General features: G+C 44.7%; 11 protein-coding genes. 3 read left to right on the plus strand and 8 right to left on the minus strand.

Translation table 11 applies throughout. From position 1 onward, the window contains the following. Positions 1 to 50: 50 nt before the first annotated feature. From ACX5J7_RS15625 to ACX5J7_RS15640, 4 genes are all read right to left on the minus strand, one after another. Positions 51 to 2,891: a TonB-dependent receptor domain-containing protein gene (locus tag ACX5J7_RS15625; protein WP_498707466.1), complete on the minus strand. Its 2,841-nt coding sequence runs from the start codon at positions 2,889 to 2,891 to the stop codon at positions 51 to 53. Positions 2,892 to 3,605: 714 nt separating this feature from the next. Then, positions 3,606 to 4,646, minus strand: a complete 1,041-nt coding sequence (locus ACX5J7_RS15630) for a methionine synthase (protein WP_498707467.1) — start codon at positions 4,644 to 4,646, stop codon at positions 3,606 to 3,608. Positions 4,647 to 4,785: 139 nt separating this feature from the next. Further along, positions 4,786 to 5,763 (minus strand): DUF1852 domain-containing protein, encoded by a 978-nt coding sequence (locus tag ACX5J7_RS15635; protein WP_015067428.1) that lies wholly within the window; start codon positions 5,761 to 5,763, stop codon positions 4,786 to 4,788. Between the two features lie 283 nt (positions 5,764 to 6,046). Continuing rightward, positions 6,047 to 6,310 (minus strand): DUF7218 family protein, encoded by a 264-nt coding sequence (locus ACX5J7_RS15640; protein ID WP_015067427.1) that lies wholly within the window; start codon positions 6,308 to 6,310, stop codon positions 6,047 to 6,049. 371 nt (positions 6,311 to 6,681) lie between these two features. Between ACX5J7_RS15640 and ACX5J7_RS15645 the strand changes: the two genes are divergently transcribed. Continuing rightward, positions 6,682 to 7,863: a pyridoxal phosphate-dependent aminotransferase gene (locus ACX5J7_RS15645; RefSeq protein WP_278385010.1), complete on the plus strand. Its 1,182-nt coding sequence runs from the start codon at positions 6,682 to 6,684 to the stop codon at positions 7,861 to 7,863. Between the two features lie 224 nt (positions 7,864 to 8,087). Here ACX5J7_RS15645 and ACX5J7_RS15650 read toward each other — a convergent pair whose 3' ends face one another. Together ACX5J7_RS15650 and ACX5J7_RS15655 are read right to left on the minus strand one after the other, a co-directional pair. Further along, complete coding sequence (locus ACX5J7_RS15650; protein WP_278385008.1) at positions 8,088 to 9,263, minus strand: saccharopine dehydrogenase family protein; 1,176 nt, start codon at positions 9,261 to 9,263, stop codon at positions 8,088 to 8,090. 135 nt (positions 9,264 to 9,398) lie between these two features. Beyond that, complete coding sequence (locus ACX5J7_RS15655; RefSeq protein ID WP_498707469.1) at positions 9,399 to 10,616, minus strand: aminotransferase class I/II-fold pyridoxal phosphate-dependent enzyme; 1,218 nt, start codon at positions 10,614 to 10,616, stop codon at positions 9,399 to 9,401. A 194-nt stretch (positions 10,617 to 10,810) separates the two neighbouring features. Here ACX5J7_RS15655 and ACX5J7_RS15660 point away from each other — a divergent pair, with 194 nt between their 5' ends. Next, positions 10,811 to 13,258: a zinc-dependent metalloprotease gene (locus tag ACX5J7_RS15660; protein ID WP_278385005.1), complete on the plus strand. Its 2,448-nt coding sequence runs from the start codon at positions 10,811 to 10,813 to the stop codon at positions 13,256 to 13,258. Positions 13,259 to 13,273: 15 nt separating this feature from the next. Further along, entirely contained in the window at positions 13,274 to 13,930 is a 657-nt protein-coding gene (locus ACX5J7_RS15665; protein ID WP_485165745.1) for a hypothetical protein, read from the plus strand. A gap of 139 nt (positions 13,931 to 14,069) precedes the next feature. On the opposite strand, the gene ACX5J7_RS15670 is transcribed toward ACX5J7_RS15665, so the two are convergent. Beyond that, positions 14,070 to 14,333 (minus strand): Txe/YoeB family addiction module toxin, encoded by a 264-nt coding sequence (locus tag ACX5J7_RS15670; RefSeq protein ID WP_071959387.1) that lies wholly within the window; start codon positions 14,331 to 14,333, stop codon positions 14,070 to 14,072. Then, positions 14,326 to 14,580: a type II toxin-antitoxin system Phd/YefM family antitoxin gene (locus ACX5J7_RS15675; RefSeq protein WP_012519136.1), complete on the minus strand. Its 255-nt coding sequence runs from the start codon at positions 14,578 to 14,580 to the stop codon at positions 14,326 to 14,328. The genes ACX5J7_RS15670 and ACX5J7_RS15675 overlap by 8 nt, the downstream gene beginning before the upstream one ends. Between the last annotated feature and the right edge of the window lie 235 nt (positions 14,581 to 14,815).

Below are 14,815 nucleotides of genomic sequence, written 5' to 3' on the forward strand. Positions count from 1 at the left end.
AACCGGCGTAAAAACGCCGGTTTTTTTCAGGTTACGTACTAAACCGTAAATTACATTTTGTATGCTACGGTTACATAGCCAAAGCGGCCAATGTTGTCGTATGCGCCGTCGATTTCACCCGTACCCGTTGTACCTGTTGGTAGCGCACGGTTAAACAGGTTATCAATACCCACGGTTAGGCTTACACCATTTTTAAAGTTGTAACCCGCAGTTACATCGGTTACTGCGTATGATGCAAGCTCCATACGGTTACTTGGGTTAGGGTTACGTGCTAGCTCTTGGTTGTCGTAAAGGCTCGCGCGCTCAATGTAGCGCGTTTTCCAGCTTGCTTCCCAATCGCCACGGCTGTAGTTAACCGTGAAGACACCTTGCCAGTCAGACTCACCAGCAGTGCCGGCGTTTTGATAAAATAGCTCTGGGTTGTCCTGGAATGGGAATTCTTTACGGTCTTTAAGGTAAGTTGCAATTAGGCTTGTACGGAATGCACCTTCAAGTGCATCGAAGTCGTAGCCTAGCTCGAAATCTACACCTTTTGCTTCTTGACCCGCAATGTTCAATGCGTAGCTGCGAATTTGCGTAATTTCGCCGGTTTCTGAACCACGGTCGATTAGGCCGCAGTAAGGGTTATTGATGCCCGTTTCAGAGTCTACGCAGCGATCAAGGATCGTTTGACCGTCAATATTGGTAATTGCGTCGGTAAGTTCAATTTCCCAGTAGTCGACTGTTGCAGTGAAGCCTTCAAACCAAGCAGGTGTGTAAACCAAACCTAGGGTTTTAGAGATAGACTGTTCTGCCTGAAGGTCGATGTTACCGCCGTTTACGCCTTCCAGCGTTGCCGAGTCATAGTCAGAATTAAAATCTGCAGGAACGCCTAACGCTGCGCAGTTTGCAATGCGCTGGTCGGCATTAGCAAGGTCTTCTAGCTCGTCTGTACGACAAGGGTCGTTAACGCTAAAGAACGTTTGGCTTGCTTCACCGTAAAGTTCGCTGATGTTCGGTGCACGAAGGGCCGATGACTTAGTCGCTCTAACACGCAAGTCTTCGAAAACTTGCCAATCTAGACCAAGTTTCCAGCTTTTCGCGTTGCCAATAGATGAGTAATTAGCAATACGGGCAGCGGTGTCGAAGGTTAGCATATCCACGCCCGGTAAGCCTTCAAGAAGCGGAACCGTTACTTCGGTAAATACTTCAGAGACATCGTACTCACCCTTGTCTTCGCCTAGTGCATTGAAAAACGTACCTGCTGCGTTGTCTGGCTCTTCAATTTCGCTTTTTTCTTTGCGGTATTCTACACCTGCGGCAAAACCTACGTAGCCCGCTGGCAACTCGTAAATACCAGAGTTAGCAATCGTTGCGCCCGCATTGTATTGCTCGATTTTGCTTGTACCCACAGAGGTGGTATTCACATAGTCAATAGCGTCTTGTGAAGGCTGTCCGTAACCCATGATGTTAAGCGGCACACAGCCATCTTCGCTGCCTGATGCACAAACAATGTTGCCATTGTCATCTTCAATAGCGTCTATTGCATTATAGAAGTTCTGAAGAATAAGGTTGTTGCGGTTCTCACGCTCTAGCTCAGTTTTACCGTAGTTTACGAACGCCTCGTAGTTCCACTCATCATTGATGTAACCTTCTACACCTAAAACGTAGCGATAAGTTTCGCGTTCATCAGCTTCAGTTCGGCGACCTAGGTCGGTCATCATGCGGTTTAGCTCGATGCTTTCAAGGCCGTTTGCGTCCATGTACTCAGCAACGCTGTCGTCTAAAAATGCGTTGTTGCGTGTGATAGTTGTTTCATCGCTATAGAAGAAAAACGCTGGCTGTGCCATTGAGATAGCGCGCGTGCGGGCGTATTTTGCCTGTGCGTAAACCGTAGTATCGTCGTTAAGCTCGTAGTTACCTTTAACGTTTAGGTTAGTACGATCAAACTCAGGCTGTAACTGCGTGAACTGACGAAGGTTGAAAAGGTCACAGTTAGCGCAGAAAACGCCATCTACCTGATCGCCAATATAGATGTCTTTAATTGAACCGTCAGCGTTAAAGGTTTTTGTTCCGCCGCCAAATACACCTGCGTTATTTAGTACGTAGTAACCTGCATTAGGCGTGTAGAAGTTGTCAGGGAACGCCGTTGAATTAAGCTGGTCTTCCTCGCGCTCATAACCCATGATGCTTTCGAAGCTCATGTTGCGGTACGCCGTAGCAGTCCACGGGTTGTCTAAGGCATCTAGCGATTCTTGTGAGCTATATTCAGCTGCGAAGGCGATGTTACCGCGGTCGTTGTCAAAGTTAAAACCGTAAGACGCTTGGTACTTATCGTTTTTGTAGCCGTTTTCCTGCGCGAAACCTTGCGTTGCGCTAATGTCGAACCCTTCAATATTCTTTTTAAGAATGAAGTTAACCACACCGGTCACCGCGTCGGCACCGTATACAGCAGATGCGCCGCCAGTTACGATTTCTACACGCTCAATCCATGTAGTTGGAATGGTATTCGTATCAACGGCAGCTGTGCCTGCTGATGAAGACACATGACGCTTACCGTCAACCAATACAAGTGTGCGGTCTGTACCCATGCCGCGAAGATCCAGGATGTTTAGACCTGCAGTACCAATGAATTGCCCTGAGTTACCTAGCGAGAACGTATTTGCTAATGACGGCAGTTCGTTTAGAACCTCACCAATGTTCATCGCGCCTGAGTTAAGCAGTGACTCGCCAGAAATTGCGGTTACTGGTGAAGGTGCAATTGCGCCCTGACGAGAAATACGTGAACCGGTAACTTGAATTTTTTCAACATCGGCGCTTTCTGTCGCAGCGTCTTGAGCGATAACGTTAGCAGACGTTAATGCCACGCTTCCTGCCAGCGCTAACTGAACAGCAGTTGCTACTTTTTTCATGGTTTGTTCCTAGTGAATTTTATTTACATGCTTGTTGTTTGGTAAATGCCCCCCTTTTTTTTTTAGGCAAGGGCTGTCCAAAATGCATTACGTAAATTTTTTACTTATGTTTAGGTGGGCGCGCATTTTAGTGAGCTGAATTAGCCCAAATCAATTTTTTGCGATGAATAAAAGAAGTAAGCCTTACCTTTTAACGTACTGTTAAAGTATTTATAAATAGTAGTTTTTAGTTATATTTCTTGGCGTTGTTTTAAAACTATACGAGCATTGTTTTAATGTTGACCAGGCGGTCAATTTGTATCTCTATTGCGCTTATTTTATGCAGGGTTGATTCATTTTGAGAAAGTATCGTCAATGGGTTTTTGCAATGTTTTTAGAAAGCATTAGTACAAGTAGCTTAATAATAAAGCACCATGTAATTTGTTTCGCAGTTTAACTTAATTATTTGTTCATTCACCTCTTTGCTTTAAATTGTTAACCGGTTTGTTAAAAATATTTTGTTTTTGCGGTTGGGAGGTGCTGTATTTTCGCTCTAAATTTTATAAAGAAAAATAGAATTAGTGTATTTTTTAAACCTTTATTCTGCTGTGCGTCACAACTAAATAAATGCCCACGTAAAGTGGGCAAGTTGCGTAAATAATAAATGAGCCTCAGCAAGCAGCTTAAGCAAGACGCGTGTTAGGCATATTTATCGTCTATTTATCGTCTATTAGATTAGGCACTTAGCTTTTGCGCTAATTCTTGCCTTACTATTTCAGCACCAGCGCTAAGCGCTTCAAGCTTACCTCTTGCGACAGAACGGGGCAGTGGCGCCATACCGCAGTTAGTACAAGGGTAAAGCTTATCGGCATCCACGTATTTAAGGGCTTCACGTAATGTAGCGGCGACTTCTTCTGGCGTTTCTATTGTGTTGGTGGCTACATCAATAGCGCCAACCATCACCTTTTTGCCCTTGAGCAATGAAATAAGCTCAATAGGCACGTGGGAGTTATGGCATTCTAACGACACCATATCGATATTCGACTTTGCAAGTTTTGGGAAGCTTTCTTCGTATTGACGCCACTCAGCGCCCAGCGTCTTTTTCCAATCTGTATTGGCCTTAATGCCATATCCATAGCAAATATGAACTGCGGTTTCACATTTTAGCCCTTCAATGGCGCGATCAAGGGCGGCTATACCCCATTCATTTACTTCGTCGAAAAACACGTTAAACGAAGGTTCGTCGAACTGGATTATATTTACACCCACAGCCTCTAGCTCTTTCGCCTCTTGGTTTAGAATTTTGGCAAATTCCCACGCGAGCTTTTCGCGGCTTTTGTAGTGGTCGTCATACAAGGTATCAACCATAGTCATAGGGCCAGGTAGCGCCCACTTAATTGGCTGGTCGGTTTGGCTTCTAAGAAACTTAGCATGTTCTACAAACACCGATTTTGGCCGTGTGACCGCTTGTGTTACAACCGGTACGCTAGCATCATAGCGGTTTCTAATTCTTACCGTTTTTCGGCTCTCAAAATCAACACCGTCAAGATGCTCTATAAAGGTGGTCACAAAGTGTTGACGGGTTTGCTCACCGTCACAAACAATATCAATGCCCGACGTAGTTTGCTCTTGTAGCGTAACGCGTAAGGCGTCTTTTTTGCCTTCTTCAAGTGCTTCACCTTCTAATTTCCACGGCGACCATAGGGTCTCGGGCTGTGCGAGCCATGAAGGCTTTGGAAGGCTGCCTGATATAGATGTTGGTAGTAGCTTTTTCATGTGATTTATTTTCTTTTAGTCGACAATTTGTATTAGTGCATCTGGGGCGAACCGTGCCGCCCCATCAAAATTTGATGGTTCAAACTGAACGCGTTGAACATTGCAATTCGTAAGTTGCGAATTGCCATTGTCAGAGAATTTATCTGGCGTAACTTGCCGTAAATTGCTCCAGCTTGTGCTGATAGGGCTTTAAAAAGTTCTCTTCAACAAATTTACCCTGTTCTACAGCTAACTGAGAACGTTCTTCGCGGTCGTAGACGATGCGTGTTAGCGAGTGATCGCTGTTTTTTAAGTTAGGCTTATAGTAAAGGCCTGCTTGCGCATTCGCGTTGTAAATCTCAGGGCGATAGATTTTCTGAAACGTTTCCATCGTCGCGATAGTGCTAATAAGCTCTAAGTTGGTGTAATCGTTTAACAAGTCACCAAAGAAATAAAATGCAAAAGGAGCTGCACTGTTAGGCGGCATAAAGTAACGCACGTTTAAGCCCATTTTTTTAAAGTACTGTTCGGTTAGCGACGACTCATTAGGCTGATATTCAAACCCCAATACAGGGTGCTGGTTTTCGGTTCTACGGTAGGTTTTGTTGTCTGAAACGCTTAAGCAAATAACTGGCAGCTTAGAAAAGTGTGCTTTATACGCGTCAGAATTCACGAAGTATTTAAATAGCTTACCGTGTAGGTCGCCGAAATCGTTAGGCACACTAAACGAAGACTGGCCGCGGTTGTGATTAGACAGGCGTACGCTGAAGTCATAGTCACGAACATAAGATGAAAAATTGTTACCCACAATACCTTGTGTGCGCTTGCCGGTCTCGGTGTCGATAATGTTGGTTTGCAATATTTCGATAGTAGGAAAGGTGTTGCCATTACCTTCTACATCAATATCTACAGATATAATTTCCAGTTCAACAGAATACCGATCGCCACTTAAATTATCCCAGCTAGCTAATGCATTGAAGCGATTATTAATCATGCTTAGGGCGTCCCGTAGGTTCTCTTTACGGCGCTCTCCGCGAGCTAGATTTGCAAAGTTAGTGGTAATACGCGTGTTATCTGAAGGGCGGTAATCTTCATTAAACTTAACGCTGTTAATGGTAAATGAAAAATCAGTGTTCACGTTTTTGTTCATGAGAATGCGCTTCTATTCCTAAAGTTAAACTGAGTATCGTCAATGCTGTAAAAGCAATGAGTACGTTATACGCTGTTTTATTTATGAATAAAAATGACTTAATTTCATTTTTGCATGAACGAATTTCATGAGTTTGTTGAAGCGATGGGGCATTTCCCTAAGCTCAGCAATTTAAACAATAATGCACCAAGCAGAGGTTGTTCTTCGCTAAGCTATCAGGAAGCTATAATTCCTGCGTGCGGCCTTCGCTGGAAATGTTGTGCTAAGCGCATCAATGATTGCGTAGTGCATCGATTAACTCGTTTTTGCTCATCGTAGAGCGACCTTCGATACCTACTTCTTTGGCTTTTTGATACAGCTCATCTTTGGTGCGTTCTTCGTATTTATTGGCTTTACCACCATCTTTAGACGGCGTTTGCTGACTATTTGCCTGTGCATTAGCGATACGTGCAGACTTTTCTTTACTGTAGCCCTCGTCACGAAGTGCCTCATACGTGTCATCGTTCTTAATTTGATTACCGTGATCCTTAGCCATGTTTAACTCCTGTTGTACAAAGTAAGTGAATAAATCATGTGTTGTAGTGATTCTTACTCGGTATTTGAGCAGATGGTTTACGTTTAGTTATCCAATACTGAGTATTGGAGGTACCACCAAATGAGAGTAGCTTGAGGCGGCAGCTGGGACTATAAAAAATGTCATTCATCGCAAACAGTAAACTGGTTCCGAGAACACTGCACCGCAATGTGACGGCTTAACACGTTAAAACTTCTTGTGTTGTCAATTTTAGTGCGTTTTATGCACGTAAAAAGTGCATTTATCTCAACGGTTTAGGCTTTTTTCGCTATTGCACGTTCAAAATTAAGTCTTTAGTCTAAAGATATTGTAGATGGAAGGCAGAGCGAAATATGAATAAAAATGTACAACAAACCACGGTGAATTCGTCACGTCGCAACTGGTTAAAGTCAGTAGGATTAGGTGCTGGTGCAGTGGCATTGACTACTAGCGTCGACAGTATTATGGGTGAACTTCATGCAGCAGGTATGCCCACCGAACACTTTCCATCAGCTACCCCTAATGTGAACGACGGTCTTATTCGCTTGTCGTCAAACGAAAATGCCTTTGGCCCATCAAAGAAAGCTGCAAAAGCGATGCAAAGCGAGCTTTTAAATCTAGCACGCTATACCGATGCTACGGTTGAAGTATTAGCGCAAAAAATTGCAAAGCAAGAGGGCGTATCTGCCGATCAAATCATTATCACGAACGGTTCTTCACCTATATTATTTGGTTATGCCGACTGGATCACGAAAAACGGTAATAAGCTGGTAACGTCTATGGCCACTTACGAAGGTGTACCGCGAGGCGCTGAATTTATGGGCGCCGATGTTACTTACGTCCCCCTTGCTGCCGATATGACTTTCGATTTAGATGCAATTGAAGCAGCGGTAACAGAAGATACCACTGCGGTTTACGTGTGCAACCCGAACAACCCGACGGGTAGCGTGGTAGATGCAGCCAAACTTACCGCTTTTGCAAAACGCGTGTCGAAAAAAGCACAGGTATTTATTGATGAAGCCTACATTGAGATGTCCGATGCTTACCCTGCTAATGTGCAGTCGAAGCTAGTCGCAGAGGGACACAACGTAGTAATTTGCCGTACGTTTTCGAAAATTCACGCCATGGCAGGCCAGCGCTTAGGTTATGCCATAATGCCGTCTGAGCAAGCTAAAACCATGGGCGGTATGTTGCGAATGGGCGGTGTGAACTACTTGGCACTCGTGGCAGGTATGGCAAGTATGGACGACCATGCAAACCTAAATACCATGCGTTCACGGATTAAAACCGAGCGTGACAAATTAGTAAACGTAGCTAAAGAATTGAAGCAGCCTTATGCGCCGAACCCACAAGGTAATTTCATTTACATGGATACGGGCATGCCGCACGATAAATTCGCGGAAAAAATGAAAGCCCAAGGCATAAAGGTTGTAGGGCGCACATGGCCCGGTTATGACTCATGGTCGCGCATCAGCGTAGGCACGCCCGCAGAAACAGATGCTTGCGTTAAAGCATTAAAAGCAGTACTTGCTTAAAAAAAATAATAACACCTAGCGCAGAAAAAAGGCTGAGCACAAATTGTGTTCAGCCTTTTTCATATCACCAAATCGCTAACTAACACAGCTTTTCGAATTATAGCATCGCGCTTATCACACGAATAAAGCGCTATCTCTAGCGGTTATGCAGTTACCAAGATTTTATTCAACAGTTTTTCCAAACTTGAGCTTGCCGCCGCTACTTTTGATTTTGTTCTTAAACCTTATTTCTCGATAGCAAAGGTTAAGCCCGCTTTTTCTTCCAAGCGGCTAATTAGCTTATCGCCAAAGGCTGCCGCTGGTGTAAAAAAGCCGCCTTGCAGGTTAACGTCTTTACACAAGCAAAGGGCCGATTCTGAAATCATCTTGCTGGTAGAGCCATAGCCTGGGTCTTTGTCGCCTTTTACCGATATCGCAAGCATATCGCCATTGGTGGCTGTGCCCACAAACATTACATCGTAAAATCCGTTTTCACGCTCTTCTTTGCTTGGACCTTCACCAGGTTTAGGGCCATCATCGCTGGCAAGCGACTTATCTTTTGCTACGTGATTCGCCATGGCTTCGCCTTTCTCGCCAGGCCCCGTCATCATCATTTCATCGTACTGGAAGTTTTTACCGTAAGCGTATTCTGCTAGGTAGTTAGAGCGGTGAACGTTCTTAGTATTGATAGCCGCCATAATAAATGGCGCAACCCATGTACCTAATTGTTCATCGAAATAAGGCTTGTTGCCGTCTGGCTGTGGCTGATTTGAAGCGCCGTCGGTTAACGAATGCGGGTTAACAAGCGCCGCCATTACCGACTTATCTTTGTGCGCTGCCGCCATGGTCGCTTTTAAGCTGGCAGCCGTGCCACCAGAGAAGGTTCCCTGCATCTTGCGAACGCGACCTTTAACGTATTCAATCACGTCGCCAGTTTGCTTTTTAGCATGCGCTTGTAAGTAGTGAACACCTAAGTCAAACGGTACTGAGTCGAAGCCGCAAGAAAATACAATGTTTGCGCCAGTTTCTTTGGCCTTCGCTTCGTACTTCTTGATCATTTGGTGCATCCACGCTGGCTCACCGCATAAGTCTGTATAGCCTGTGCCATTGTCTACACACGCAGAAAGCAATTTTTCGCCATAAATTTGATACGGGCCTACAGTGGTAAGTACCACCGCTGTGCGCTTGGTCATGGCATCAAGTGCTTCAGCGTCGTCACCGTCTGCTACAATGCTAGCAACGCTATCGCTAATGCCTAGTTCTTGTTTTACATCATTCAGTTTAGCTTCGTTACGACCTGCCACTGCCCATTTAACATTGCTGTCACTGCCATACTGAGCTTGAAAGTACTCCGCCACTAACTGGCCTGTAAAACCTGTAGCACCAAAAATAACTACATCAAATTCGCGTTCGTTACTCATTGTTTTATCCTGTTTTATTTCGCTTCGGCAGTTCTCGCCAATCTATTATCCCAATATACGCACTAGTGCCGATATCTATCATTTTTTTAGGTAATATTTGTCTATTCACGAAATTAAACGAGGGGCATAAAGCCATTAGCCTAATGATTCAACGAACTTTGCTAGCCGCGACAGGCCTTCATTCAAACGTTCAATGCTGGTAGCGAAAGACAGCCTTACGTACTGATCAGCATTGTGTTCGCCAAAATCATTACCCGGCGTAAGCGCCACATAATATTGCGAGAGCAGGGCATCACAGAATTCGATAGCACTTATGCCTGTATGTTTGATATTGATGTAAGCGTAAAACGCGCCGTCAGGCTTTGCATCTAAACTAAGCCCCATATTTTGAAGTGCATCAAAAACAAGAGTTGCACGCTCTATCAGCGTATTGCGGTTTTGCTCGCACTGCGCCAACGCTTCAGGGGTAAAGCACGCAAGTGCGGCTTTTTGAGAAAGGGTAGAGGGGCAGATAAACAAATTCTGCGCGAGCTTTTCAATGATGGGTGTCATTGCTTCAGGCACTACGCACCAACCAAGACGCCAACCCGTCATACCAAAGTACTTAGAGAAACTGTTAATGACTACCACGGTATCTTGCAAGTCTGCGCTGGCAAGCACGGTTTGAAGTTTAGTGTCGGTGTTGTGGGTTGCTTGGGAAGCTGTAGAATCAACATCGGCAGAAAGCGAAAGATCTAAGTAAATTTCATCAACAATTAAAAAGCCACCCTTGGCTTTGCAGTATTGTCCAATCTTATACAGTTCGTCTTTATCTATCGCCGTGCCTGTTGGATTGGCTGGTGTGGCGATAAGTACACCTTTGGTGTTCTGCTTCCAATTGTCTGCAACACTTGCTGCGGTTAGCTGAAAATTATCCTCACTGCGTGTTGGTACTAGCGTTACCTCTGCGCCAAATGCGTTTAAAAAGCGTCGATTACACGGGTAAGACGGGTCGCCCAAAATCACGTTGTCGCCTGGCTCAACCAATGCTGCGCTTGCCAAAAGTAACACACCAGACGCGCCAGCGGTTACGACCACGCGTGAAGGGCTTACCTTTACGCCGTGTTTAGTTTCGTAAAAGCTAGCAACTGCTTGGCGTAGTTCAGGAATACCCAATGCAGAGGTATAGGGAAAATCAGGGGTGTCCATGCTTTCTTTCATTGCCGCAAGTACGGGTGCGGGTGCGCCGAAATCAGGCTCACCAAGATTTAGTCGAATAACGTCTTTACCTTGCTGTTCAAGTACTGTGGCTTTTTCACCGTAGGCCATGGCGAGAAACGGAGAAATAGCGGTAGCGCGAGAGGTAAACTTCAAAATTAAACCCTTCATAGTTTGAGCTGTTAAATCGATAACGCAATTAGGGCTTACTCTTGGTTGTGATTCAAGTAAATTCTTTAGAGAAAAAGAAACTCGCTTAGTATGCCAGGCGCGTTAAAACGATGAATTACCATGGGCAAACGTCACCACATAGGGTAGGCTAGAAACTCACAATAATAAGGACTAACTGCATGCTGCAATTGAACATTTTTCATAAAGCGGCGCGACAAGTAAAAGCTTCTGGCAAATTTGCCATTGCGATTACGCTATTGTTTGTCGTGTCTACGTCTTCAGCTTGGGCAGCGTTACCAAGCATTGGTGAATTCACCAGCGATATGACCAAAAAAGATGGTTTAATCCCCGTTTACTATGACGATGAAAGCGACAAAGTTTACTTGGCCGTGCCTACAAGCGATGCCGAATATTTGTTCCAAAGCAGTTTGCCTTATGGCGTAGGTTCAAACGATATAGGCCTTGATCGCGGGCAGTTGGGTGATACGCGCTTAGTCAGCTTTGAAAAATTTGGCAATAAGGTTTTATTAAAGCAGCACAACACCAAATACCGCGCGGCCCACGGCAGCGACGCTGAAAAGCAGAGTATTGATGAGGCTTTTGCAGACTCGGTCATAGCTGGCTTTACGCTGGTGGCTAAAAACGACAGCGCCAGCCTTATTGATTATACGCCTTTCTTGTTAAGTGATATTCACGGGATTGGCAACCGTATGGCGCGCACCAACCAAGGTAGTTTCAGCGTAGATAAAATGCGCAGTGGCGTGTACTTACCTAAAACCAAAGGCTTCGAAAAGAATACTGAATTAGAGGCTTTAGTCACTTTTGCTGGTAAAAAGCCGGGCGAATACGTGCAGCAAGTTACGCCCGATCCAGAAAGTGTGACGGTTCACTTGCATCACTCGTATGTGGCACTGCCAGACGATAACTACACACCCAGAGAGTACCACCCATACTCAGGCTACTGGAAGTTCAGTTATTTCGATTACTCAACACCTATCAACGAGCCTACTGAACAGCGTTTTATTACCCGCCACCGTTTACACAAGAAAACACCTCATGCGGCGAAGAGCGAAGCAGTTGAGCCTATTGTGTATTATCTTGACCCAGGTATTCCAGAGCCGGTAATGACCGCGCTTAAAGAAGGCGCAAGCTGGTGGAACCAAGCCTATGAAGCCGCAGGCTATAAAGATGCGTTTCAGGTCAAAGTACTGCCTGAAGGTGCCGACCCTATGGACGTGCGCTACAACGTGATTAACTGGGTACATCGCGCAACCCGCGGCTGGTCTTATGGTTCGTCGGTTGTCGACCCACGTACGGGCGAAATTATCAAAGGTCACGTTACTTTAGGTTCGCTGCGTGTAAGACAAGACTATTTAATCGCCCTTGGCCTAACCAGCCCGTTTAAAGAGGGTAATACCGACACCACTGTGCAGCAAGAAATGGCGCTAGATCGTATTAGGCAGTTGTCTGCTCATGAAGTAGGGCATACGTTAGGCATAGCACATAATTTTGCAGCAAGTGAAAACAACCGTGCGTCTGTGATGGATTATCCCCACCCCAAAATTAGCATTAAAAATGGCAAAATAAGCCTGGAAGGCGCTTATGAAAAAGGTATAGGCGCATGGGATATACACGCCGTAGCATATGGTTATCAAGACTTTGCCAGCGACGTAGAAGAAGCCGAAGCCTTGGCAAAGATTATCGTAAAAGGTCGCAACGAAGGTTTAAGCTTTAAGTCAGACCCAGATACCCGCAGCAGCCGACATGCATCAGCAAACGGCCATATGTGGGAAAATGGTAGCAACCCACTAGATGCTTTCGATGAAATTTCACAAGTGCGCGAACAGGCATTAGCCAACTTAGGTTTGGACACCTTAAGCCCAAGCAGCAGTTTGTCGTCCCTTGAAAATGCTTTAGTGCCTATTTACTTACTTCACCGTTACCAGTTAGAAGCCGTAGCAAAGCAAGTAGGCGGTTTAGTTTATGAGTACGAGCGCAAAGGCGACTATACCCAGGCGCAGGGCCAGCAGTTTGTAGCACCCGCGGTGCAGCAACGTGCAATGCAACAGTTACTGACCGCTACTACCGCAGACTATCTCACTATACCTGAATCGGTACTCACGCTTATTCCACCTACAGCCTACGGTGACGACATTACTCGCGAGCATTTTAAGGGCAAAATGGGCTTAATGTTGGACCCTGTTTCTGCCGCTGCTTCGGCATCCAACTTTGCTTTTGAGTTGTTATTACACCCAGAACGCTTAAACCGTTTAGAGTGGCAAACAAGAAGCACTAAAGACCGACGCAAAAAAGTAGGTGTTTCCATGCTTGTGAAGCAGATACTTAGCGTACACTGGTATAAAAATAAGTCGCAAAGCCCATTTGCAAAACGCTTACAGCTAGTAGCGTTAAATGCAGTGATGAAAGCGGTAACTAGCGATAAGTTGGCGCCCGAAGTAAGAATGGAAGCTGAACTTGCTTTACTTGAATTTAGCGAATGGCTAGACGATAAGGCTGACGACAATCAGTATGAAATACTGAAACAGCAGTTTGATACTTATTGGGCCAGCAAAACATGGCCAAGTAGCTTTGAAGTAGAACCGCTGCCGCCAGGTTCGCCGATTTAGAAAAGCTGATAATTAATGTTAGGGACAAAGCAATTAGAGCAAAACCATAGCCCGAGTAACCAGCAAGTGCCGCAAAGAACCTTTGCGGCCTTGATCACTCCGTTACTCGCTGTGCTAATTCTAATATTAGTTCCATTAGTGGAAAGTCTGCATGGTGGTGTGCTGTGGGGCTTAAACTACCATTCCCCCAAGTTTATGTCACAGGTCGGCGACGCGTTAGCCTTAGTTAAGCTTATAGCGCTTTGCGCAGGGGGGTACCTGCTTTTTACGCAGCAAGGTACATTTAGGCATCTTTTTAAAAGTAAATGGATGTCTATTGTTTTTAGCTTTGTTTTAGCAACAGTGGCGCTCATTCAGATTGCGATAGGACTAATAGGTGTACTGATTGATGCAACACTAGGAACTAACCGAGACTACTTTCATAAAGAATTTGAAATAGAAAATAACACAATTTACGTGTTTACCGCAGATCCAGGTGCCATGGGTACGGCCTACCATTATTTCTATTTAAAATGTCCGCTACCTTTAAACCGCTATGAATTAAAGTTTATTGAAAAAACAAATTGGGTATGGGAGCTTGAGCTTAAAACTTCTGATAATGGTTTTGACGTATTTAATCAGCGTGGTGAGTTTAAATATCGCGTTAGTTTGGGTGAAGTAGGGTGTGATTAGTTACCTTGTAAATTTACGTTGAGTAAGTGAAACCTTGTGTGGTAATCATTGAGTGATACTAAATGAGCCTGTTTGGGTTACTGAGCTACCCTCTCTCAATTACCGCGAGCGACTTTAATTGATTGTCAGCCGCCACCTATTAGTAATGGTAACGACACGAGATAACTGTAATTGCGGTATCGTCCACGGTATATACCAAACGGTTGGTGTCATCTATTCTGCGGGACCAGAAACCTGAAAGATTTTCTTTGAGAGGTTCCGGCTTTCCTATTCCATCAAATAAAGAGCGCTTAACATCGGAAATTAACTTATTGATACGTTTCAAGGTTTTCTTGTCTTGAGTCTGCCAATAAACGTAGCTGTTCCAAGCTTCATCAGTCCATGATAACAACCTGTTACTCATCAATAAGTTCTCGCTGGGCCGTTTTTGCCGCTTTAAACTGTGCTATTGAACGATTTAAGTGTTCAGCGTTCGCTGGAGAACGAAGTAGATGAACGGTTTCCATAAGGCTGTTGTAGTAATCTAATGACATTACAACAGCATCTTCAGAGTCACGACGAGTGATTACTGTTGTATCTGCATCGTTGATTACATTGTCCAAAACGGCCTTTAGACCATTTCTTGCTTCGGTAAAAGAGACTATCCTCATTTTGCATCTCACTTGTACATTATATGGGACAAGTTTAGATCGGAAATGAGCACATGTACAGGATGTTGTGCATTACGGCGCCATGGCAGCTAACAGCTTATTACTTATACTTCATAGTAACACCCGCTTTCCCTTAAAAACTATATTCGGCGTGTTCATAGGAAAGAAAATGAGATGTCTGCTTTACGCCTTGAGTTCAATCGATAGGCACAACGCCGCTGTTCAATACAATAAA

The organism is Alteromonas infernus, from assembly GCF_902705815.1.